Origin of the sequence: Winogradskyella algicola (genome assembly GCF_005869935.1) — a bacterium.
Taxonomy (GTDB): Bacteria; Bacteroidota; Bacteroidia; order Flavobacteriales; family Flavobacteriaceae; genus Winogradskyella; species Winogradskyella algicola.
Genome location: NZ_SZQF01000005.1, coordinates 98,332 through 119,851 on the forward strand (window position 1 = coordinate 98,332; position 21,520 = coordinate 119,851).

A 21,520-nucleotide genomic window follows, 5' to 3' on the forward strand; every position below is an offset into this window, starting at 1 on the left:
TAATACTAATTTTTCGTTTCTCAAAGTTGAAAAACCAATAACTAGAAAAGAAAAGAAATGCGCGAATGGACTAATACCTTGTGTGAATGGTAAAAAAACTTGATTAAATCAAATTTTAAGGTTAATTAGTGAAAATGAGTGTAATTTTAGATTGTCCTAAAATGCCTAAAGACTTCCTCTTTATGTGCTTTGCTTACTGGGATTTTCTTATCCTGAATAAATAAAAGGTTTCCTTCATAACCTACAACAGAATTGATGTTAATTACATAACTGCGATGTACCCTCATAAAGCGTTTAGTAGGTAATTGTTCTTCTATTTTATTGAGCCCAACAGAATATACAAATCGGTCTGTTTTGGTATAGACGCTGCAATAGTTACTATCGGCTTTTAAGAACAAGATTTCTTGCAAAGGTACACGCTCAAAGTGTTGATTTTTTTTGAGAAATAAACTGTCATTAATATTAAGTACCTGATTGTCTTTGGACTCAAAACTCGTTTTTTCCGAAATGTTTTCTTGGGATTTTTTTATAGAAAAATTTTTGAGGGCGAGTTCTATAGCAATACAGACTTGACGCTCGTTAAAAGGTTTTAGAAGGTATGCGTGAGGTTTGACACTTTTGGCACGCTCAAAGATATAACTATCGGCATGAGAGGTTAAAAACATAAATGGAATTTTATGTTTTTGATTAATGAAACGCGCAAGTTCTATACCATCAAATTCTCCTTTTATCACAATATCTATAAGAACCATATCTACATCATTATGACTTTCCAAAATATTAAGTGCTTTATTTGCTGTATCAACAATACCAACAATCTCATAATTGTTATCTTGAAGTTTGTTGGCAATATCAGTGGCAAGCAGGATTTCATCCTCAACGATAAGCAATTTTACTTTTGAATTTGAATTGGCCATAGTATCTCTAAGATAGTTATTCTGTGTTAATTTTTATTTTCCAATGTGTTCCGGTAGTATTAAACCGTTCTATACTACCGTCTAATTGATGTATTAAAGACTGAATTAGTTTAAGTCCAAAGGAATTTTTCTTAACTACCTGGTCTTCTTTAAAACCAACACCATTATCACTTATATCTAATTCTAAATGATTCTCTACTTTATTGAGTTGTACATACAAAGAAGGCGCTTCCATGTTTTTGTAGGCATACTTTAGGGAATTAATAACTATTTCATTAATAATTAATGCTAATGGAATTGCTTTATCTATGGATATGCTAGAATTATCGATATTAAGTTTGGGCTTGAAGTCTACATTGTAACCATGAAATAATCCAAGTATCAATTCCTCAATATATTCTTTGAGTGCAATTTTTGTTTCTGCACCTTCCTGATACAGTTTTCTATGCACCAACGATAGTGCTTCTACCCTATTCTTGCCAGCAATTAAAGCTTCCTGAGCAGGATGACCAGTGAGTTGATGGCTTTGAAGACTTAAAAGACTAGATATCATCTGAAGATTGTTTTTTACGCGATGATTTAATTCTTTTAATAATAAAGCTTTTTCCTGCTCACGTTTTTCTATAACAGTGTTTTGTTCGGCAATGTGTAGATTTACTTTTTTAATAGCTCTATTGCTTCTAAAAAGTAACAATGCCAATACACTAATACACAACACACCAAAAGCAAGTAATATCATTTGGTTTCGCTGATTAGTGGTTATGGTGTTTAAGAGACAAATTTCAGATTCGCGTTTGCTTATTTCGTAGTTGGCTTTGAGTTGTTCTATTTTTTGTATTGATGCTTTGTTTACCAAACTATCTTGGTATATCCTGTTGACTTCTAAATACTGTAATGCTTTATCATATTGGTTTTGTGTTTTGTAAAAGTCAGTTAGGTTTCTACTAAAATCTCTAACTTGCTCTTTGAGTCCTGATTTTTGAGCCATTTCATAGGCTTCGAGTAACTTAGACTCAGCAAGATTGTTTTTAGATGTTTTCGCATAGATTTGTCCAAGTTCAGCCAAATACACTGACGTCGAATAATCATCACCTAAGGGTTCTAATATTGCAATAGCTTCCTTAAGATGTTGTTCTGCTGTATCGAACTGCTTTTGAGCGTGTAACACCATCCCTAAATTACCAAGTGAATAGCCTTGAACAGTACTACTATTTAAGCTTTTATTCCTATTTAAAGTTTCTTGAAGATATAAAGTTGCACTATCTAGTTTTCCAGCTAGACGATAGATTTCACCTAAGTTAAGTTTGGTCAATATTAACTTAGAATCCTCTTTTAAATCGGATTGAATACGATGAGCACTTTTTAAATATTTTATTGCAGAAACATAATCTTCATTACTTATAGAATTACTTCCTAATTGAACATAAATAGCAGCTATTTGTTCTTTAAGTTCTAATGAATCATATATCTTTAAGGCATTAAAAGAAGCTTCTAGTGAACTAGTATTATTTCCTAAACGATATTCTACATGACCAAGCTCTTCAAGAGCTTCAGCTTCTAATATTGGATCCTTTACTTCTTTAGCCAATGTTAGGGCATGTTTTACAGATATCAAAGCAGAGTCAACATTATTGAAATAATATGCTCTAAGGTTTAGTATTCTAGATTTCTCTGCTTTGGTAATATCTTTTTCCTTAAGTAATTCACCAAGGCTATCGGTTATATCTCTATTTTGAGAAAAAGAGTACGTATACTGTAATATTGCTATAATAATGCATACATAATGTATATTCTTTTTAGAATTAATAAACACAATATTATTCAATTATTGGAGGGATTTTTCCCTTACCACCACTAACTTTCACTAAGGGATCCAATATTAAATAAAAACGTCTTGGTTTTTCGTTTTTGAAGTTTACCTTAAGGGATAGTAATATACTGTATGATACGTTGGCGTCATGTACAGAATCTCTTGTAGAAATGACACATTTTTCTTTTTTATTTGGCGCAATATATAATGTACCATCTGGTGCGCTGTAAACATAATCATCATTATATTTAAATAGTCTTCCCCAATGATTATTGAGTAAGCAATCCATATTAATAAAGGTTTTATCTACATTAATAACTTTACAACACACTAATCTGTAATCTATAACATCTGACAAATCATCATCGGAATTGGCTGATAGGCTAATAGATATTTTGGTTTTTCTATCAATTAGAGAAAAAGCATTTTTCCCTACAGTTACGAAATTATCAATCCGAATGGGATTGTATGGAGTGCCTAATTCCATATAACAATGTTTTAGGGCATTTTTTAATTCATCTAAAAGAATATTGAACTTAATAGGTTGGATGATTGGACCATCTTGTTTGAGTTTGATTTTGATGTACATTGGTTTGGTAGTTAATTAATAGCATTAAATAAAAATATACATTCTTCGCAGAATGAAGTGATAATTTTAAATCTGTATAAGGGCTATTAACTAAGGGATTGTTTAAAGATAGGATATTTAATAGAAATATTGAGAAGAAATAATGACTATTTATTCAATAGCTTTGAGTTGTCCTCTATAATCAATAGTAGTTCTATGAGAAGATAAAATGTTAATATTTACCATGTTATTGATATAGAATGTCATTATCACATTATATGTCTCTACGGAATCTGAATTATCATCCATTACGAACTTCATGATATATGCATCTTTTTTCTTGTGTCTGGTTAGACTGTAATCTTTCGGTATACCTCTAAGTACAACACCTAATTGGTTATTTAAGCGTCCACCACCTAATTGTTGTTCACCATAATACGGTAATTCGCCAATGATACTATCATTTTTAAAAGTGATATCATAGCCATTAACGGTTATTTGATTAGCTGTGTTCCCTGTATAACGAGTTACTTGATTTAAAACTTGAGTAGTCGCTCTGGTATTAAACGGATACACTGTGTTGACATCAATTTTAAACGCTTTGCTATTGAGTTTGCTTTCCAGAGTATTGAGTTTTTGGGCGCGCTCTGCAGAAGTTTCCGAAGATTTACAAGATAGTGCTACAACAAGCATTGATAGTGCTGCACAGTAGAAAAAGGATTTTATGAGGTAATGGCTTTTCATAGTCAACTTAAAAGTAATTATTTAAGTCGATACTTGCCAGAACATTAACACGCTTTTAAGCTATGCTTCACTAGTTTGTTCTACAGGTATAGATACCGCAGACTTAGGTAAGTTGAAATAAAAAGTGGCACCTCTTCCTTCTTCACTCTCAACCCAAATGTGACCTTTGTAATAATTTATAATTTTTTCTACAATAGATAAACCAATGCCAGATGAAGATCCTGTACTTTCTAATTTGGTAAATATTTTAAAAATCTTATGAAAATAGTTAGGGTTGATACCTATACCATTGTCTTTTACAAAAAACTGAAAGTGCTCCTTTTCTTCGGTATAGCCCACCTCTACAAATCCTTGTTTTTTATCGCAATACTTTACTGCATTTAAAATAAGGTTTTGAAATACTTGTTTAAATCTCCAAGTATTTCCAAACAAGCTTGGCAAATTATTATCGATGTTAATACTTATGTGCTCTGGGATGAGCATTGTTTGCAGGATTTCATCTATAATCTTATTAAGGTTCACCACACTGTCTCCCGAATCAATACGGTCAATAGTAGAATAGTCTAGGACTCCTTTGATAAGTAAATCCATTTTTTCAACATTAAATAATACTTGTTGCAATGGGTAGGACTGCTTATCGTTGATTTTGTCTTTATTATCTTCCATAAACCAACTCACGAGTGTATGAATGTTAATAAGAGGAGCTTTTAAGTCGTGCGACACCATGTGTGCGTATTCATTTAAAGACTTATTTTGTTGCGATAGGTGTTCTAAAAGTTCTTGTTTCTTCGCCTCCTGCGTCTTAATTCTTTCTTCATATTCCTTTCGCTGTTTTAGGTTTACCAACATATTGGCATACACAAAGAGAATTTCTTTTTCGTGATCGTTATATTTATTAAGTTTTTTTACAGAATCGAAGCCGATAAAACCGATAAGTTCATCTTTCTTAAACTTAGGAATAGTAATTAAGCTCTTAATGCCTTGGGGTTCTAAAATAGCTTTAAGACCAAATTCACCATCATCTGGTAAGGCACTAACATCTTCTACCCAAAAGGCTTCCCCTTTGCGATGAGCTTCTAACCACTGTGGAATATAATCTATCGGAACATCTTTGAGATTATCGATTTCTGGTGTAATACCATCTGCACACCACTCATAGGTATTTGTAGTCGTATTATTTTCAAAATCATATGAAAAGATATAACTGCGGTCAGATTCAACAAACTCTCCTATTTGTTTAAGTGATTTATTAATTAGTTGATCTATATCAGATATATCGGCATTAATGTATGTTGTGGATATGCTAATCAATAGCTTTTGAAATCGCAGCTGACGTTCTATGATTTGATCTTTTTTTTGAGGCATTTTTGTAGGTTTTATTCAACCAGCAAAGTTCTATATATCTATTGATTATAAAAAATAAAAAATGAATAAATTACGTGGTACTTTCTAAACTTTTGAAACTGTTGTACTCTTGTTATAATCGACCTTTTCCCATAGATAATCTGATGTTAAACGAAAACTACCTAAATATTCAAAACTACAACTATTCGGTTCTATAATTGAGAGAAAGGGCTCTTGCTTAGCGTTATTGTACAAGTGATAGGTTTCGCCAATTAAAGGCTCAAAAGTAAACTTGGCATTGGTTACAAGTTCGTTATACTCCATAACTTGTAATAGCGCATCGTATTCTGCTTTTAAGGTTTCAAATTTAGCCTTCAAATGCTTATTAGCTTTGTAGATTTGTGAGCTTTTCCACGTGCCATTGTTTGGTAGCTTAATCTGTGGCGCGCCTACATTGGTGGCGTAAGGTCTAAATGCAGCGTCATAACGTTCTTTATCATCATCATACACGACTAAATCTGGTCGCTTTTCAGTTTTCTTTTTATTAGTAGCCATAACAATTTTAAGCAAAAATACATATTTTTATGGTGTAAGATATCTTAATAAATCGCTAAAAAATGAGTATTACCAATGTTTACGGAAAGCCATTGCAGGCTTGCTGCACAGACCCGATGACAGGCTATTTTAGGGATGGCTATTGCCGTACCATGCCAGAAGACACAGGAACACACGTTCTATGTGCTCAGGTTACTAGTGAATTTTTAAAGTACACAAAAATGCGAGGTAATGACCTTACCACTCCAATTCCTCAATGGAGATTTCCCGGATTAAAGCCTGGCGATAAGTGGTGTTTGTGCATATCGAGATGGCTTGAGGCTGAAAAAGCTGGTGTAGCACCTAAAATTGATCTAGGTGCCACACACATAAAAGCTTTAGAATATACAAGTTTAGAACTTTTAGAAAAGTACAAACTTTAACTTATTAGAGAAATATTCGTATCGGTCTACTCAAAATCTATTTGCACGGTTACTGTGCCTTCAATAGCTCTTAAATTATTTTCAACTTGATTTAAGCCATCACTGCCAGGCTGGCAGCTTCCGCCAGGAGGACCTTCACATCCATAGCTTAAAATTACAATATGGTATTCACCTCCCACAATGCCTAAATTGTAACCTGGAATATCATCTGGTGCAACTGGTGCTCCTCTTGTAGGTATAGCCTCTCCATTTTCCCAAGAGATAGTGAAATTCAGATTTGGGCTTGTAGTACTCTCATAAGTTAACGTGTATTGTGTTGCCGTTGGACGTACTTCAAAAACAGCCATACCATAAACAGCTGCAAAATCATTTGTTGAAGGCGGTCGCTCAATTTCATACTGCCCAAATATTAAATTATCGACTTCAAAAATCATTGGTTGTTGTGCTTGTTCATTCTCATCACTATCATCACTTGAGCATCCGAATGATAATCCTAACAGTATGAATATCATTAAAAGTTTTAATGTTGTTTTCATTTTTTTAAAAGGTTTACGATTATAGTAATCCAACGGATGACTTTTAAAATGTCATCACACTAATTTGAAATTCTCAACAAAATTTATCATAAAATATTATTAAACTCTTTGCTTATAAAGGCTTTGTCAGTTATATTAAAGAAAACTAAAAAAGAAGATTACATGACAATTATTTTTGAATATGACGATGTTACCGCAAGTGACAGTCTAGAAACATTTACAAAAGAAAAACTTACGAAACTTTTTAAACGTAACGAGCTTGTTATTAGAGCTGATGTATTTTTTAAAACTGAAAACACAACTAGTGATGAAACTGGTATGATTGCAGGTATACGCCTTAGTGCACCAGGACCGCGATTATTTGCTGAAGCATCAAAAGCTAATTTTAGAGATGCTGTAAGTGAAGTTGTCAACGAGTTGCAACGCCAGCTAACAAAACGAAAAGAAACCATGAAAAATTATTAATAATGACAATAGATAATAAAGAAGGACTCATTAATTGTATTTATGCTGGCAGTACACAATTTAGTGCACAAATAGAAGCTATTTTAAAAGCTGCTAAAAAAGATACACATGCAATAGATATTACTAAGACAATGCCATCTGATACCATATGGCACGATATAGCCAAACGATTAAACACTTCCTTGCGATCTTTTGTAGATATACAACAGGTTGAAGGCTATGATGCCGACGCTAATTATTCTGAAGAAGGTTTGGTAAAAATACTCGCTCAACACCCTGAAGCTATGATAGGAACCATTGTAATGGAAGGTGAAGACATAAAGCATATCAAGAGACATACAGAATTGCTCGAATTTTTTAATGTAGATTCTGCTGGTCTAGAAAAAACCATGCATACAGAACCTCCAACTACCAAGCGGCAAACGGAAGATGAAAATTTTATATAATAAAAAACCTCTGAGCATTCAGAGGTTTTTTTGTCGCAAGATTTAGTAATCTGTATAACCTTCTTTACCTGGTGTATAAAACAGGTCAGGATTTGGATCTTTTAAATCTGCTCTATCTAAAAATTTTTGAACTAGATCTGGATTACTTATAAATGGTCTTCCGATGTAAGCGAGATCGTAACCATCAGATAATATCTTTTCTGCATCATCTACACTATTTATGTCACCACCAGTAATAATGGTATTTTGAAAGTGTAGTTTTATGGTACTTTTTATATCTGTCTTAAAATCTGGCGCACCCATACTGCCAGAATGGTCTGCGATATGTATATAAGCTATACCTATTTCTCTTAGTTCTGATGCTAGATAACTATATAAGTCAACTAGGTCTTCATAATCATGATCTACATCATTCATAGCACCGTAAGGGGATATCCTAATACCGACCTTGTCTTTACCCACGCTTGCGACGACTTTTTTTGAAACTTCCAATACGAATCTAGCCCTATTTTTAAAGTCACCACCATAAGCATCCTCACGTACATTAGATTTAGGATTTAAAAATTGATCTAATAAATATCCGTTTGCAGCATGTAGCTCAACACCATGCACTCCTGCTCTATTTACCAATGCTGTTGCACTATCTACAAACTCTTGCTGGGTTTGTATTATGTCTTCTAAGGTCATTGCCCTAGGCGTAACATGTGGCACCATTCCTTTGGTATCGGTAAACATTTCACCTGCGGCTTTTACAGCACTAGGTGCTAAAACTTCACCTGCTTCTGGTAAATTCTCTGCACCAACAATTCGTCCGCAATGCATTAATTGTACAAAAATTTTACCATTTTTTGCATGCACTGCATCTGCTACTTTTTTCCAGCCTTCTATTTGTAAAGGCGAATAAGCGCCAGGTATTCTTGCATAGCCAATACCATTTACAGAAGGTGAGGTTCCTTCGGTAATTATTAATCCTGTTGATGCACGTTGTGCGTAATACTCCGCCATAAGATTATTTGGTACATTATCTATGGCTCTACAACGTGTCATTGGTGCCATAACTATTCTATTGTCAAGGGTTTGATCCCCTAATTGGTAAGATTGAAAAATACTCATTTTTATTTTTGGTTTTATGTTAAAAATAAAGTGGTAACTCTATAAAAGTTACCACTTTTTACTATTAATTAGTTCTAGTTAAGACTTTTTAGTGTCAACAACTGCTAAAGGCTGAATCTGCGACTTCAGTTGTTTATATAGCGTGAATTGCGGTTTGGTTAAAATATTACGCATTTCTAATGATTCTGCCTTTCTTAGCTTATATAAACGATTAAGTTTTTCTTCTCCATTATAATTGGCATGAATCTTTTCTTCTCGTATTAAAAATTCCTCAACTTTTTTTTGAAATAAAACGAATTGCTTGGCATCTAATTCCAATTCATCATCATATTTATCTGTAATACTTGCCGCAACAGTCTCCAATGATTCATTATTTTGTTGCATAATAGGATCTTGAGAAAAGATGATCGTTGAAAATGATAAAAAGCATATAGTTATTAGTATCCGCATATCTGAATTTTTTTGGTTTAGTTTAATATAACCAATATATGCGTATCATTCAAATATTTTAAGAGACCTTAACATCATTTGATCCACTTTAACCTGGAATTAATACTTTATATATTTAATTAAAACACATTATAAATCAATAAGTTAAGTGTCAAGGTTTTTTCTAGTCTTCAGGAGGGTATCCGTGAATCTCTTCAAACTTTTCATCAAAATTAGTTCTAAGATATGAGTTGAGCTTTTTCTGATAATCATCCTTCAACCATTTCAGAAAGTTGTGAGTACTTTTACTAATACATTTGGCATACACTTCTATACGCTGGTTGATATCGTCTTTTAGTAATTTGGCTAGAGCTAGTGCATCATACACATCCTCACTATTTTCAATACATATTTTTGCATGATGTTCAATAGATCGTTCCAACACTACTTTTGAAGATTCGCCAGCATCAACCGCATCCTTGTAAGTTTGTCTGATATCAAAGTAAGTATTTTCAGATTTTGAAAATTCATCTTTGATATCATCTGCTAAATCGTGTTTAAAGTTGGCTTCAATAGCTTCATCATCTTTAATACGATCAGTATACCAGTTTGGTGATTTAAAAATTAATTGCCAATCTAAGTCTGCTCCCCAAGGACCGAAACGGTAAAGGTTATTACCTAAATCTATTACTGTAAACTTCTCTTTATTATTTAAGATACGAGAGCCACGACCAATCATTTGGTAATAGAGTGTTAATGACTTTGTCGCTCTATTTAAGATAATCGTATCAATTGTTGGTTCATCAAAACCAGTAGTTAAGATACTTACCGAAGTTAGTATAGCATTTGGTGTTTTGTGAAACCAATCTAAAATTTGTTTACGCTGCTTTTTTGTTGCGGTATTGTCTAAGTGCATAATTGGTAAACCTGCTTCCCTAAACGCATAATATACACTTATCGACGTGTTGATACCATTATTAAATATTAAAGTCTTCTTCCCTAGCGAATGCTTTTTGTACGCGTCTACTGTTTTTTGAAGCATTGCAGGACTTGTATATAAATCTTCGGAAGATTTTACTGTGTAGTCGCCATTAGACCCAACTTCTAGCGAAGTTAATCCCATATCATAGGCATACGTTTCGCATCGTGCTAAAAACTCGTTTTCAATAAGATTTTCTATAGACTCACCGGTAATTAACTCATTGTAATTTCCTTTCATTGGTAATTCTTTGTTAGAACTCAATGGTGTTGCAGTAACACCTAAGATAAAAGCCTTTTCAAAGAATCTAAAGAGTTTAGTAAATGAGTTGTAGTGTGCCTCATCAATGATTACCAAACCAACATCAGAGATATCTAGCTTATCATCATTCAAACGGTTATTTAGCGTTTCAACCATTGCTACAAAACAAGAATACTCAGCCTGGTCATCTAAATTCGCCTTACTATTTACCACCTTGTTGGTAACACCAAAACTAGTCAGCATTTTAGAAGTCTGATTACAAAGCTCAATACGATGCGTCATTACCAAAACTTTTTTGTTATGATTTTTTAAGTATTGACGTACCATTTCAGAAAAGATAACTGTTTTTCCGCCACCTGTTGGCAGTTGGTAAAGCAAGTGATAATCATCTGGTGCTGTGTCAAATTTTTCAAAAATCTGACTAATAGCGCCTTGTTGGTAATCGTATAATTCTTTATCGGTTTTCTTTTCTTGAACAGCTTGGTTTGTTTGCGACATAAATTGTATTGTAATTTGAGAAGTGCAAAATTAAGGCTTTTTAGTCGATGAATAAAGTGATTTGCGATTAACAATATTTGTCTTAATTTAGCGTTCTTTCAACCGAAAGAATATTTTTTAAATTAATGAAAACCCTCTTATTCGCCATTTCATTTTTTATGGGTGTTAATTGTTTAAGTGCCCAAAATGAAATTCCTTCAGATACTTTAAAAATCATATTACCATCTACGTTTAAAAAGGCCAGCTTAGTAAAGGAAATAGAAATACCTTTACAATCAGCTGATACTGATACTCTTCTCGGTGATTTACCAGATATTAAAGCTGAGCATTGGGATACAACAGTATATAACCCTTACAAGTACACTGTATCTGAATTCCCTATTAATATCACATTTTCTGACAGCACCTATGCTTCACCTGTGTCGCATAAAAAAGTAATTACATCGCACTATGGTTGGCGAAGAGGTCGACCACACAAAGGCATTGATATTGATTTGGTAACAGGCGATTCTGTAGTTTCTATTCTTGGCGGTATTGTAAGATTTGCAAGATATAGTCGTGGCCATGGTAAAACAGTTGTTGTTCGTCATTTTAATGGTTTAGAAACGACTTATGCTCACCTTTCACAGATTGCAGTTAAGGCAAATGATACGTTAGCAAAAGGGCAGTATTTAGGAAAAGGCGGTAACACAGGACGCTCTACTGGAAGTCATTTACATTTGGTAACAAGCTATAAAGGTGAATACATTCACCCAGAATATCTGTTTAACTTCGATGATACTAACACCATTCGTTCTAAAGATCTTTGGATAACCCATAAATGGACCAGAGCAACATACCATAGCTCTAAAGGTTTAGCAAAGCTAAGCTTATTTAATACTAAGGAAGAGGCTTTAGCCAGTTTAGAAAAGCAACGCAAAGTATATGTTGTTAAAAAGGGAGATACACTTTCCAGAATTTCTAAACGTAACCAAACGAGTATTGCTTCAATTTGTAGAACCAACAAAATTAAAAGGAACTCTATGCTTAGGATTGGACAAAAGCTGATTTTAGAGCTTTAAAACCACTTTTATAATTCTTTATTTTACTTATTTTGCAGTCTTAAAAATTCAATAAATTTTGAAAGTCTGTATTGCCGAAAAACCAAGTGTCGCAAGAGAAATTGCAAGTGTTTTAGGTGCCAACACCAAACGTGATGGCTACTTTGAAGGCAATGGCTATGCTGTAACTTACACCTTTGGTCATCTTTGTTCGCTATGCGAGCCGAGTGATTACAAACCTCATTGGAAAAGTTGGGATCTTAACAACTTACCAATGCTTCCTGAAAAATTCAAGATTAAAGTTTCGAATAATGATGGTATAAAAAAACAGTTCAACATTGTAAAAAGTCTTTTTGATAAAGCAGATGTGGTTATTAATTGTGGTGATGCTGGCCAAGAAGGAGAATTGATTCAACGTTGGGTTTTAAGCGAAGCTAAATATAAAGGAAAAGTACAGCGTCTTTGGATTTCATCGCTTACTACAGAAGCTATAAAAGAAGGTTTTGAAAATCTTAAACCAGCTGAAGATTATGACAATCTTTATTATGCTGGTTTTTCTAGGTCTATTGGCGATTGGTTATTAGGTATAAATGCCACTCGTTTATATACCGTTAAACATGGTGGTTATAAACAAGTACTCTCGGTTGGTAGAGTTCAAACTCCTACCCTTGCCATGTTGGTGAATCGCTATAAAGAAATAGAAAACTTTGTACCACAACCTTACTGGGAGCTACAAACCTTATACAGAGATACTTTGTTTAGTTACGAAGAAGGACGTTTCCTTAAAATGGAAGATGGTGAAAAGTTAGCTAATAAGGTTAAAGAACATGAGTTTGAAATTGTGTCTATCACCAAAAAGAAAGGTACAGAATATGCACCAAAACTATTTGACTTAACAGGATTGCAAGTTTACTGTAATACCAAGTTTGGATTATCTGCAGATGACACACTAAAAATTGCTCAAAAATTATATGAAAAAAAGGTGGTTACTTATCCCAGAGTTGATACTACTTTTTTACCAAGTGATATATACCCTAAAGTAAAAAATATTTTATCAAAACTAACTGATTACAATCAGTTTACATCACCTTTACTAAATAAAAAGATAAAGAAATCATCTCGTGTATTTAACGATAAAAAAGTAACGGATCATCATGCTATAATTCCCACAGGAATGCAAACCCATTTACAGCATAATGAACAACGTGTTTATGACATCATTACCAAACGATTTATAGCTGTTTTTTACGATGATTGTAGAGTATCTAATACTACAGTTATTGGTAAAGCAGAAGATGTGAATTTTAAAACTACTGGAAAAGAAATCTTATCTAAAGGTTGGCGTGTAGTATTTGAGTCTGATGGCTCTAAATCTAAAGGAGAATCTATTTTACCTACTTTTGAAAAAGGCGAAAAAGGACCACACGAACCTTCGTTTTTAGAAAAGCAAACCAAACCACCAAAACAATATACTGAAGCCTCTCTCCTACGTGCTATGGAAACTGCAGGCAAGCGAGTAGATGATGATGAACTTCGAGACCTTATGAAAGAAAATGGTATAGGAAGGCCATCTACACGAGCCAATATTATTGAAACCCTTTTTAAGCGTAAATATATAAAGCGAAACAAAAAGCAAATCTTACCTACGGTAACTGGTATTCAGTTGATAGATACTATTCAGAATGAATTGTTGAAATCTGCTGAACTCACTGGCACTTGGGAAAAACAATTAAAAGATATAGAAAAAGGTGAAATAAGCGCTAATACGTTTATTAAAGGAATGAAACGTATGGTTGATGCGTTAGTCTATGAGGTAAGAAGCGAAAAGGTAGAAACACGTATTTCTGCGATAAATAATAAACCTGTTAAAAAATCTAAATCGAAACCTAAAAAAGAAAAGCTGGTTGGTACTACTTGCCCAAAATGCAAAAATGGGCATATTCTAAAAGGAAAAAGTGCTTATGGCTGCAACCTTTACGGAAAAGGGTGTGATTTTGTTTTACCTTTTAAATATGGTGAGAAAAAAATTTCAGAAAATCAATATGTTAGATTATTAGATAAAGGGTCTACAGTTAATCTTAAAGGCTTCAAAATTAATGGGAAATCTATTGAAGGCTTATTGCGTTTTGATGATGCCTACAAACTTAAGTTAGAGCCTAAACTAACTGCAAAACCTAAAATTAAAATTGGTGATTCTTGCCCAAAATGCAAAACCGGCCGTATTCTAAAAGGAAAAACAGCTTTTGGTTGTAGCAATTATAAAACGGGCTGTGATTTTAGGGTTAGTTTTTAAAGTTTATTTAATGTCAGCTCGAGTGATTTTCTATAGAAAATTGTAGCGAGAGCTATTTTAAAAGACTTCTAAATAATATTCCTCATGCTTCGGAATCACTCGAAGTGACGTTTCATTTTGTTATGTTTTGATTATAGGTACATAAAAATCCTCTTCAGAATCTGGACTTCCATTTTTGTATTTGTCTCCCATTATCTGAAAATGCGGTCGATCGTCAATAGCGTAACCAGAATTTGGCAACCATTCTGTCATTATTCGCTGATATGTTTTGCTAGCATCCATACCTTTGTGAAGTATTTTTATGTATTCCCCTTTTGGTATTGTAAAACCCTTCATATCGCTTGGCACATCAGCAAGGTTAGACACTTCTACACAAGCCCACATATTAAAGTTATTATTTGGCACTCCTTTTTCGTCTAAAGTAAACGTTTGCATGGCAATAGACCTGTTATTAACTAAGTTAGTTATTTCACCTTTTCTTGGAGAAAACTGCTGCCACAAAGTCTTTATTTTATGAGTTTCGTGCCGTTGCATATTAACAGAAATCCCAACAACCAACATCTCTGAAACTTGAACTATTTGAATTGTCATTTATGCGTCTTTTTTTCAAAAACATAAAAGTATAAAAAAAAGCGTAAGACGAATGCCTTACGCTTTTTCAGATTAGCACTTGTTAATACTAATCCAACTAATCAATCAACCTAATATTTTACATTTTTGGTAGTACAACGGTATCAACGACATGGATAACACCATTAGACTGGTTAACGTCTGCAATGGTAACTGTAGATGTATTTCCTGCTGTATCTTTTAAAACAATAGTATCGCCATCCATCATAGCGGTTAGTTCTGCACCATTAACAGTTGTAAAAACCGCTTTTCCATCACCTTTTTTTATAGCTTTCGCAATAGTCTTTGCATTATGTTTTCCTGCTAAGACATGGTATGTTAATACTGCTTGTAATTTCTCTTTATTTTCTTTTTTAAGCAATGTAGAAACTGTTCCCTTAGGAAGTTTATCAAAGGCACTGTTTGTAGGGGCAAAAACAGTAAATGGGCCATCACCTTGCAAAGTTTCTACTAGATCAGCTGCTTTTACTGCTGCAACTAAAGTTGTGTGGTCTTTAGAGTTTACTGCATTAGATACGATATCTTTAGTAGGATACATTTCTGCACCACCTACCATTTTTGTGTCTTGTGCAAAAGCATTTGTATTGAACAAAACTACTAATGCGAATGTCAATGTTGGAATTAAATTTTTAATCTTCATAGTTGTAAGTTTTAATGAATTGTTTCTCTACTTACGAAGATTTCTTATCGAAAGTTTTATTTTTTTTAAAATATTATTCCTTGAATGAAAAAACCACCATCAAATTGATAGTGGTTTATATTATACAAGGGTTGTTTAATAATTTACACTTTTTTCACTTTAACAGCATTCATACCACGTTGTCCTTTTTCGAGCTCAAATGTAACCTTATCATTTTCTGTAACAACATCTATGATACCACTAATGTGCATAAAATACTTTTCATTAGTGTCTACATCTACAACAAAACCGTACCCTTTAGAATCGTTAAAAAATGAAACTTTACCTTTTCTTATAGGATCGAACTCCTCCTCTATATCTTCTTTTTTGGGTATACCTATTTCAATGTTTTTAGCTTTCACTTTTACTTTCATTGAAGGGTCAGGCGGTGTATCTGTAAGATTACCATTATGATCTACATACGCCATAGGAATGCCATTAGAGCCATTTTCTTCTTTGTTAAGTTTTCGCGCTTCCATCTTCTTTCGTTTTTCCTCTCTTTTTTTTAAGCGCTTTTTTTCTTTCTCTGTTTTGCTAAATGTTTGTTGTGATCTACCCATTCATTATAATTTGTGTTAATAACTAAGCCTGCTCATGAAAATATACAATGCAAACAAGTTAATTAACTTAACAATGAATAGTGTGTTAAACCAAAAATGAAAACTAAGAATTAAAGTTATTTGTGAGGTGTATCTCCGATAAACTGAATCAAAGATACTTTAATAATTATTATTTAACGAAACCTTTATAAGTTAATGTTTCTTTATTTTCTGAGTTCAAAATTAAAAAGGCATTACTATTAGACTTTACAGTTAATGTAGCATTATATGCACCAATGTTAAAACTGATAGTAATTTCATGAGCGCTATCCTCATAATTAACGCTGTAATTTTGCATTGCTCCTTTAAGCATTGTAGGAGATTTGTCCGCTTTTAAAGTAGCCAATGAACCATAAACATTAGAATTATTTATAGTAATTGTATTTGCACTTTCTGACACTTGTCCTCTTTTATCATCACTAAAAACCCAAGTTGCAATAAAACTAAAATTCTGAGACTCAATTATTTTTTTATTGAGATCGTACATTGCCTGCACTTTTTCCTCTTTTGATAAGCCAGATTGCGAATAGCTTATTGATGGTATTGCTATTGTAGCCAACAAGCAAAATATGATTAGTTTATTCATCTCTTTAAAAATTTACAAAAACCTTTTGGTTCATTTATTTAATTATTTTGGCTCTAATATAGTGTTAATTCTTTCAATACAGTCTCTGTAATGGTATTTTGTATCTGTATTTACACCTGCATTAGCAGCAGAAGCTAAGATACGTTTAAGTGCATTTAACTCACCTCTCACAATAGATCTAACATCAGATTGGTTAACGTTAAAATATTGATTACTTCTCCTAGCATCAATATTTTCTGTCATTAAATACTCCATTCTATCAACATATGCACGTTGCAAATTTCTTCTAAATACTGTAACGTTAGAAGATGATCCGGTTTCTGACCATAAACCAAGACGCAACGCTTTCATCATATCTAAAGCAGAATAGTTATTGTTATTCATAGCATTGTGGTCTATGAGTCTTCCTAAACGTTCAAAATTCATTAAATTATTTAAATGACGCGTTTGCAATCTTCGAATTCTATCTGTATACCCAGCAAAATCAATATTTCTTAAAATAGTTTCATCAACTAGCCACTCTGGTGTTTCAAAAGCATTTTGGTGCAACCATTGCATTGCGGATTTCTGATATGCTTTATCCACAGGATTGTAAACCAAACCTTCTTGAGATGGGTTCTTGGTATCTTCCACTACTCCACCAACATGTGTGACTACATGACCGACATAACGGCTCCAAACACCTAAAAGTTCACCATAAAGTTCTTCTAAATCTTCATAATTGTTCGTCTTATCGCTCGTCCAATCAGGTAAGTTTTTAGCAACAATTTTGAGGTTCTTTAGCCCATAAGTACTGGCTTTTATACTATTATTGCCAATATCTTCGGTTTGTGCTGTTGGATCGAAACGACTACTTTGCTTGCCGAATTTATAGATAGGATTTCCGGCTTTTTCTATAATCCAACGGTTTAAAGTTTCCTTTTCGTCATCAGCAGATTTAGCATCTGGAATATAACGATAACCGTAATTGATGGCATAATCGTCGTAAGGTCCTAACTGTCGAACAAATCGAATATTCTTGTCGCCTGGTTGCGCAATGTAATTATAACGTGCATAATCCATAATCGTGGCAGCAATACCATTTTTTTGAGTGAATACACCATCTCTATAATTTTCTACATCATAGGCATAGCTTGCACTCATGTTATGAGGCAAACCTAAGGTGTGCCCTACCTCGTGAGCAATCACCATTTTCATCATTTCACCAATTTCTTCGTCTGGTGTGTTTAAAGTTCTTGCAGATGGATTCGCAGCTCCGGTTTCTAACATGTAACGGTTTCTGTAGGAACGTAAATGGTTATGGTACCAAATAATATCACTCTCTATAATTTCACCACTTCGAGGATCAGACACACTTGGCCCTGTGGCATTTCGTGTAGTACTAGCCACATAGCGCACCACAGAATAACGAATATCCTCAGGACTAAACTCAGGATCTTCTTCCTTGGTAGGAGGATCTTTTGCTATGATAGCGTTTTTAAATCCTGCTGCTTCAAAGGCCTTTTGCCATAGCTCTATACCTTCTTTCATGTATTTTCTAAACTTCATTGGTGTGGCAGGATCTAAATAATACACAATTGGTTTAACAGGCTCAACCAATTCGCCACGTTTATAAGCTTCAATATCCTTAGGAACGAGTTTCCAACGTCTTATATAAGTCTTTTCATCTGCTTTAAGTTCTTCACTTCCATAATCGTATTGACTTAAAGTGAACCAACCTACGCGCTCATCAAAATAACGAGGTTGCATAGGTTCTTCTGGCAATAAAATCATAGATTGATTCATTTGAACACTAATAGTTTCCGTTCCGTAATTAGAAGGCGGTTCTGCAGCATTATAAGTAAAATCTTGTATGACTTCAATATTTTCTGGATAGCTACGCATGGAGTTTATAAAACTTCTTGATTTATCTAAACTTCTGACTTTATATTGTTTCCTGAAAAATGAAGGTAATCCACTTATAGCTTTAACATCTGAGCTATAGAATTTAGTAACATCTACCACTACAGCAGAGGAATCTTTAGAAAATGCTGCTATATCAAAAGCATACAAGGTTGGCTCGTAATTATTGGCACGTACAGATACATTTATAGGCAAACTATCCGCAGCTATTGCACTCGATGATTTTTCTTTAATGAGAATTTTATCTCTAAAACGTTCCCAATTAATCATTCTGGTATTGGTTTTTGTACCTGCATTAACATATCCACCACCAAGATTTGCCGGTAACTTAGCCAGTCTACTTACCAAAAGCATATCTGTATTTAAGTATTTGGTCGGAATTTCAAAATAATACTTATCATCTACTACGTGTACATCAAATAGACCTTTGTCTGTAATAGCATCTTTAGTAATTACTTTATCGTAATCTTTTATTTTACCAGATTTCTTTTTGGTTGCTTGTGGTTTTGTGGCTACAGCTGGTTGCTGGTTTTTTGCTTTTGATGAATTTTTTACTGTAGCACATGAAAAACATAGACTTGAAATAAGTGATAGTACCAGAATTTTTTTCATTCTTAAAAAACTTTGATTTTTGGTTGAACGCCTAAAGATAATTAATTGAATTGTAGTTTGTCTTTATTTCTTAAAAGCTGTTAAAATACTATGGTTATTAGTTGTTTGTAAAGTACTTTTGCATAAAATTTAAAAACATGTCTAAACTACTACCAACATTTAGAATTGTAGCACTTCTTGAAGGTGTATCATACATATTGTTATTGTTTATAGCAACACCTGTAAAATACTTTGCTAACGACCCACAGTATGTAAAAATGCTAGGTATGCCACATGGCCTACTTTTTATTGCTTATATTGTTATGGCTGTTTTAATGAGTAAAGACATGAAATGGAATACCCGTACATTATTTATAGTACTTATAGCAGCCATAATTCCTTTCGGAACGTTTTATGTAGATAAAAAATATCTTAAACCCGTAAATGCTTAGCATTAGACATTACATATACGATTTACTGGTAGAGCGTGGTGTTTCAGAAAATACAGCGCAGTACTTAAACATGTTAGCGCTTTTGATAGCCTTACTCATTGTTGCTTTTATTATCGATTATATTACCAAACGTATCCTTTGGAAATTCTCTGCAACTGTTGCTAATAAGACCAAAACTAACTTTGATAATATCCTAATCAGCAATAAGCTTCCTAGGAATATTGCTCATATCATTCCACTAATCATACTCATTGAGTTTGTGCCAGATGTGTTTTCTGACTTTGCTTATTTTGAGAATATAGTCGAAAAAACCCTAAAAATCATTGCCATACTTTTGACGTTGAGGATTATTAGAAGTTTTCTAAACTCCGTAAAAGACTATCTAAAAACATTACCACGATACAAGGATAAACCTATCGATAGCTATATTCAGGTGTTTATGATTTTCGGTTGGATTCTTGGTGTTTTTGCTATTTTCTCAATTCTCACTGGTGTAACTTTTATAAAGTTTGCTATCTCCTTAGGGACTGCTTCTGCTGTAATTCTATTGATTTTTAAAGATACTATACTAGGTTTTGTGGCTAGTATTCAGGTTTCTATAAACGATATGGTTCGTATTGGAGACTGGATTACGTTTGAAAAGTATGGAGCAGATGGTGATGTAATAGAAATTAATTTAGCCACAGTAAAGGTGCAGAACTGGGATAAAACCATTACCACTATACCAACTTATGCCTTAATATCTGACTCGTTTAAAAATTGGCGAGGTATGATGAACTCTGGTGGAAGACGTATAAAGCGTTCTGTGATTGTTAAAACATCGACTATAAAATTTTTAACTGATGAAGACATAGAGCGCTTTAAAAAGATTGAGCTTATTTCTAATTATATTGATGAGCGTTCTAAAGAGATTAAAAAATTTAATACAGAAAAAGGTGTAGATAAATCCATTCTTATCAATGGCAGAAACCTAACAAACTTTGGTGTATTTAGAAAATATTTACAGACTTACATGGATAATCACTCTGCGATTAATAAGGAGATGACCTTAATGGTGCGACAATTAGAGCCTACTCCACAAGGGATTCCCATGGAAATTTATGCCTTCAGCAGCGATATTCGCTGGCAAAACTATGAATACATTATTGGTGATATTTTTGACCATGTTTTGGCGTCGGTAAAATATTTTGATTTGGAGATTTATGAATTGGCTATTGCAAGTGCCGATTAATTAATCATCTAGTCTATCCTTTACGAACTCTACTTCTGTTTTGCCGTGTGGCTTGGGCTTACCGTCTGGTCCAAGATTTACCATAATAATTTTGTCTACAGTGAGAATGGTTTCTCTGGTCATTTTATTACGGACTTCACATTTCATAGTTAAAGAAGAATTACCAAATTTTATAACTTCAATACCAATTTCTACAATATCACCTTTTTTGGCAGAAGCCATAAAGTTAATTTCGGACATATATTTGGTAACTATTTTAGGATTTTCTAATTGAATAACAGTATATAATGCTACTTCTTCGTCTATCCATGCCAAAAGTTGACCACCGAAAAGTGTACCATTTGGATTTAAGTCTTCTGGTTTTACCCATTTACGCGTGTGGAATCTCATTTCATCAGTAATTAGTGGTTTGTTGATAATTTATAGTACT

General features: G+C 33.4%; 23 protein-coding genes. 7 read left to right on the forward strand and 16 right to left on the reverse strand.

Going from position 1 to position 21,520, the window contains the following annotated elements; translation table 11 throughout:
• Positions 1-146: 146 nt before the first annotated feature.
• The 6 genes from FC091_RS09205 to FC091_RS09230 all read right to left on the reverse strand — a co-directional run bounded on the left by FC091_RS09205 (position 147) and on the right by FC091_RS09230 (position 5,938).
• Complete coding sequence (locus tag FC091_RS09205; protein ID WP_138433982.1) at positions 147-917, reverse strand: LytTR family transcriptional regulator DNA-binding domain-containing protein; 771 nt, start codon at positions 915-917, stop codon at positions 147-149.
• A 16-nt stretch (positions 918-933) separates the two neighbouring features.
• Positions 934-2,742, reverse strand: a complete 1,809-nt coding sequence (locus FC091_RS09210; protein WP_246035854.1) for a tetratricopeptide repeat-containing sensor histidine kinase — start codon at positions 2,740-2,742, stop codon at positions 934-936.
• Positions 2,735-3,316, reverse strand: a complete 582-nt coding sequence (locus FC091_RS09215; protein ID WP_138433983.1) for a hypothetical protein — start codon at positions 3,314-3,316, stop codon at positions 2,735-2,737. Before FC091_RS09215 ends, FC091_RS09210 begins: the two co-directional genes overlap by 8 nt.
• A 150-nt stretch (positions 3,317-3,466) precedes the next feature.
• The gene (locus FC091_RS09220; protein ID WP_138433984.1) at positions 3,467-4,039 is read right to left on the reverse strand and encodes a DUF4251 domain-containing protein; all 573 of its coding nucleotides are present in this window, start codon (positions 4,037-4,039) and stop codon (positions 3,467-3,469) included.
• A gap of 60 nt (positions 4,040-4,099) precedes the next feature.
• On the reverse strand, positions 4,100-5,404 hold the full coding sequence (locus FC091_RS09225; protein ID WP_138433985.1) for a GAF domain-containing sensor histidine kinase: 1,305 nt from the start codon (positions 5,402-5,404) through the stop codon (positions 4,100-4,102).
• 84 nt (positions 5,405-5,488) lie between these two features.
• A complete protein-coding gene (locus FC091_RS09230) occupies positions 5,489-5,938 on the reverse strand; it encodes a DUF2452 domain-containing protein (RefSeq protein ID WP_138433986.1) in 450 nt (149 codons plus the stop codon).
• Between the two features lie 62 nt (positions 5,939-6,000).
• Here FC091_RS09230 and FC091_RS09235 point away from each other — a divergent pair, with 62 nt between their 5' ends.
• On the forward strand, positions 6,001-6,360 hold the full coding sequence (locus FC091_RS09235; RefSeq protein WP_138433987.1) for a DUF2237 family protein: 360 nt from the start codon (positions 6,001-6,003) through the stop codon (positions 6,358-6,360).
• 26 nt (positions 6,361-6,386) lie between these two features.
• Here the strand turns inward: FC091_RS09235 and FC091_RS09240 are convergent, their stop codons facing one another.
• Positions 6,387-6,896 carry a hypothetical protein gene (locus FC091_RS09240; RefSeq protein ID WP_138433988.1) on the reverse strand — a complete coding sequence of 170 codons (510 nt, stop codon included), beginning with the start codon at positions 6,894-6,896 and terminating at the stop codon, positions 6,387-6,389.
• A 162-nt stretch (positions 6,897-7,058) separates the two neighbouring features.
• Here FC091_RS09240 and hpf point away from each other — a divergent pair, with 162 nt between their 5' ends.
• On the forward strand, positions 7,059-7,361 hold the full coding sequence (gene hpf / locus FC091_RS09245; RefSeq protein ID WP_138433989.1) for a ribosome hibernation-promoting factor, HPF/YfiA family: 303 nt from the start codon (positions 7,059-7,061) through the stop codon (positions 7,359-7,361).
• Between the two features lie 2 nt (positions 7,362-7,363).
• Positions 7,364-7,807 carry a hypothetical protein gene (locus FC091_RS09250; protein WP_138433990.1) on the forward strand — a complete coding sequence of 148 codons (444 nt, stop codon included), beginning with the start codon at positions 7,364-7,366 and terminating at the stop codon, positions 7,805-7,807.
• A gap of 42 nt (positions 7,808-7,849) precedes the next feature.
• Here FC091_RS09250 and FC091_RS09255 read toward each other — a convergent pair whose 3' ends face one another.
• The 3 genes from FC091_RS09255 to FC091_RS09265 all read right to left on the reverse strand — a co-directional run bounded on the left by FC091_RS09255 (position 7,850) and on the right by FC091_RS09265 (position 11,087).
• Positions 7,850-8,920, reverse strand: coding sequence for an alkene reductase (locus tag FC091_RS09255; protein ID WP_138433991.1), 1,071 nt, complete (start codon positions 8,918-8,920; stop codon positions 7,850-7,852).
• A gap of 78 nt (positions 8,921-8,998) precedes the next feature.
• Positions 8,999-9,370, reverse strand: coding sequence for a hypothetical protein (locus tag FC091_RS09260; RefSeq protein ID WP_138433992.1), 372 nt, complete (start codon positions 9,368-9,370; stop codon positions 8,999-9,001).
• A gap of 163 nt (positions 9,371-9,533) precedes the next feature.
• Positions 9,534-11,087 carry a DEAD/DEAH box helicase gene (locus tag FC091_RS09265; protein ID WP_138433993.1) on the reverse strand — a complete coding sequence of 518 codons (1,554 nt, stop codon included), beginning with the start codon at positions 11,085-11,087 and terminating at the stop codon, positions 9,534-9,536.
• A gap of 125 nt (positions 11,088-11,212) precedes the next feature.
• Between FC091_RS09265 and FC091_RS09270 the strand changes: the two genes are divergently transcribed.
• Both FC091_RS09270 and FC091_RS09275 read left to right on the forward strand, forming a co-directional pair.
• Complete coding sequence (locus tag FC091_RS09270) at positions 11,213-12,148, forward strand: M23 family metallopeptidase (RefSeq protein WP_138433994.1); 936 nt, start codon at positions 11,213-11,215, stop codon at positions 12,146-12,148.
• A 58-nt stretch (positions 12,149-12,206) separates the two neighbouring features.
• Complete coding sequence (locus FC091_RS09275; protein WP_138433995.1) at positions 12,207-14,420, forward strand: type IA DNA topoisomerase; 2,214 nt, start codon at positions 12,207-12,209, stop codon at positions 14,418-14,420.
• Between the two features lie 120 nt (positions 14,421-14,540).
• Here FC091_RS09275 and FC091_RS09280 read toward each other — a convergent pair whose 3' ends face one another.
• From FC091_RS09280 to FC091_RS09300, 5 genes are all read right to left on the reverse strand, one after another.
• Positions 14,541-15,011: a GyrI-like domain-containing protein gene (locus FC091_RS09280; RefSeq protein ID WP_138433996.1), complete on the reverse strand. Its 471-nt coding sequence runs from the start codon at positions 15,009-15,011 to the stop codon at positions 14,541-14,543.
• A gap of 118 nt (positions 15,012-15,129) precedes the next feature.
• The gene (locus tag FC091_RS09285) at positions 15,130-15,690 is read right to left on the reverse strand and encodes a fasciclin domain-containing protein (RefSeq protein WP_138433997.1); all 561 of its coding nucleotides are present in this window, start codon (positions 15,688-15,690) and stop codon (positions 15,130-15,132) included.
• Between the two features lie 143 nt (positions 15,691-15,833).
• Entirely contained in the window at positions 15,834-16,289 is a 456-nt protein-coding gene (locus FC091_RS09290) for a cold-shock protein (protein WP_138433998.1), read from the reverse strand.
• 169 nt (positions 16,290-16,458) lie between these two features.
• Positions 16,459-16,914 (reverse strand): DUF4251 domain-containing protein, encoded by a 456-nt coding sequence (locus tag FC091_RS09295; protein WP_138433999.1) that lies wholly within the window; start codon positions 16,912-16,914, stop codon positions 16,459-16,461.
• Positions 16,915-16,956: 42 nt separating this feature from the next.
• On the reverse strand, positions 16,957-19,428 hold the full coding sequence (locus FC091_RS09300) for a zinc-dependent metalloprotease (RefSeq protein ID WP_138434000.1): 2,472 nt from the start codon (positions 19,426-19,428) through the stop codon (positions 16,957-16,959).
• A gap of 137 nt (positions 19,429-19,565) precedes the next feature.
• Between FC091_RS09300 and FC091_RS09305 the strand changes: the two genes are divergently transcribed.
• The gene (locus tag FC091_RS09305; protein ID WP_138434001.1) at positions 19,566-19,859 is read left to right on the forward strand and encodes a DUF3817 domain-containing protein; all 294 of its coding nucleotides are present in this window, start codon (positions 19,566-19,568) and stop codon (positions 19,857-19,859) included.
• The gene (locus FC091_RS09310) at positions 19,852-21,090 is read left to right on the forward strand and encodes a mechanosensitive ion channel family protein (protein ID WP_138434002.1); all 1,239 of its coding nucleotides are present in this window, start codon (positions 19,852-19,854) and stop codon (positions 21,088-21,090) included. The genes FC091_RS09305 and FC091_RS09310 overlap by 8 nt, the downstream gene beginning before the upstream one ends.
• Here the strand turns inward: FC091_RS09310 and FC091_RS09315 are convergent, their stop codons facing one another.
• Positions 21,091-21,480 carry an acyl-CoA thioesterase gene (locus FC091_RS09315; RefSeq protein ID WP_138434003.1) on the reverse strand — a complete coding sequence of 130 codons (390 nt, stop codon included), beginning with the start codon at positions 21,478-21,480 and terminating at the stop codon, positions 21,091-21,093.
• Positions 21,481-21,520 lie beyond the last annotated feature (40 nt).

Bases quoted from the DNA above. Each gene is read 5' to 3' on its own strand.
- FC091_RS09280 (WP_138433996.1), bottom strand. From the start codon at position 15,011: ATGACAATTCAAATAGTTCAAGTTTCAGAGATGTTGGTTGTTGGGATT.
- FC091_RS09205 (WP_138433982.1), bottom strand. From the start codon at position 917: ATGGCCAATTCAAATTCAAAAGTAAAATTGCTTATCGTTGAGGATGAA.
- FC091_RS09310 (WP_138434002.1), top strand. From the start codon at position 19,852: ATGCTTAGCATTAGACATTACATATACGATTTACTGGTAGAGCGTGGT.
- FC091_RS09235 (WP_138433987.1), top strand. From the start codon at position 6,001: ATGAGTATTACCAATGTTTACGGAAAGCCATTGCAGGCTTGCTGCACA.
- FC091_RS09270 (WP_138433994.1), top strand. From the start codon at position 11,213: ATGAAAACCCTCTTATTCGCCATTTCATTTTTTATGGGTGTTAATTGT.
- FC091_RS09315 (WP_138434003.1), bottom strand. From the start codon at position 21,480: ATGAGATTCCACACGCGTAAATGGGTAAAACCAGAAGACTTAAATCCA.
- FC091_RS09220 (WP_138433984.1), bottom strand. From the start codon at position 4,039: ATGAAAAGCCATTACCTCATAAAATCCTTTTTCTACTGTGCAGCACTA.
- FC091_RS09250 (WP_138433990.1), top strand. From the start codon at position 7,364: ATGACAATAGATAATAAAGAAGGACTCATTAATTGTATTTATGCTGGC.
- FC091_RS09295 (WP_138433999.1), bottom strand. From the start codon at position 16,914: ATGAATAAACTAATCATATTTTGCTTGTTGGCTACAATAGCAATACCA.
- FC091_RS09285 (WP_138433997.1), bottom strand. From the start codon at position 15,690: ATGAAGATTAAAAATTTAATTCCAACATTGACATTCGCATTAGTAGTT.
- FC091_RS09230 (WP_138433986.1), bottom strand. From the start codon at position 5,938: ATGGCTACTAATAAAAAGAAAACTGAAAAGCGACCAGATTTAGTCGTG.
- FC091_RS09290 (WP_138433998.1), bottom strand. From the start codon at position 16,289: ATGGGTAGATCACAACAAACATTTAGCAAAACAGAGAAAGAAAAAAAG.
- FC091_RS09215 (WP_138433983.1), bottom strand. From the start codon at position 3,316: ATGTACATCAAAATCAAACTCAAACAAGATGGTCCAATCATCCAACCT.
- FC091_RS09265 (WP_138433993.1), bottom strand. From the start codon at position 11,087: ATGTCGCAAACAAACCAAGCTGTTCAAGAAAAGAAAACCGATAAAGAA.
- FC091_RS09305 (WP_138434001.1), top strand. From the start codon at position 19,566: ATGTCTAAACTACTACCAACATTTAGAATTGTAGCACTTCTTGAAGGT.
- FC091_RS09240 (WP_138433988.1), bottom strand. From the start codon at position 6,896: ATGAAAACAACATTAAAACTTTTAATGATATTCATACTGTTAGGATTA.
- FC091_RS09255 (WP_138433991.1), bottom strand. From the start codon at position 8,920: ATGAGTATTTTTCAATCTTACCAATTAGGGGATCAAACCCTTGACAAT.
- FC091_RS09300 (WP_138434000.1), bottom strand. From the start codon at position 19,428: ATGAAAAAAATTCTGGTACTATCACTTATTTCAAGTCTATGTTTTTCA.
- FC091_RS09225 (WP_138433985.1), bottom strand. From the start codon at position 5,404: ATGCCTCAAAAAAAAGATCAAATCATAGAACGTCAGCTGCGATTTCAA.
- FC091_RS09260 (WP_138433992.1), bottom strand. From the start codon at position 9,370: ATGCGGATACTAATAACTATATGCTTTTTATCATTTTCAACGATCATC.
- hpf (WP_138433989.1), top strand. From the start codon at position 7,059: ATGACAATTATTTTTGAATATGACGATGTTACCGCAAGTGACAGTCTA.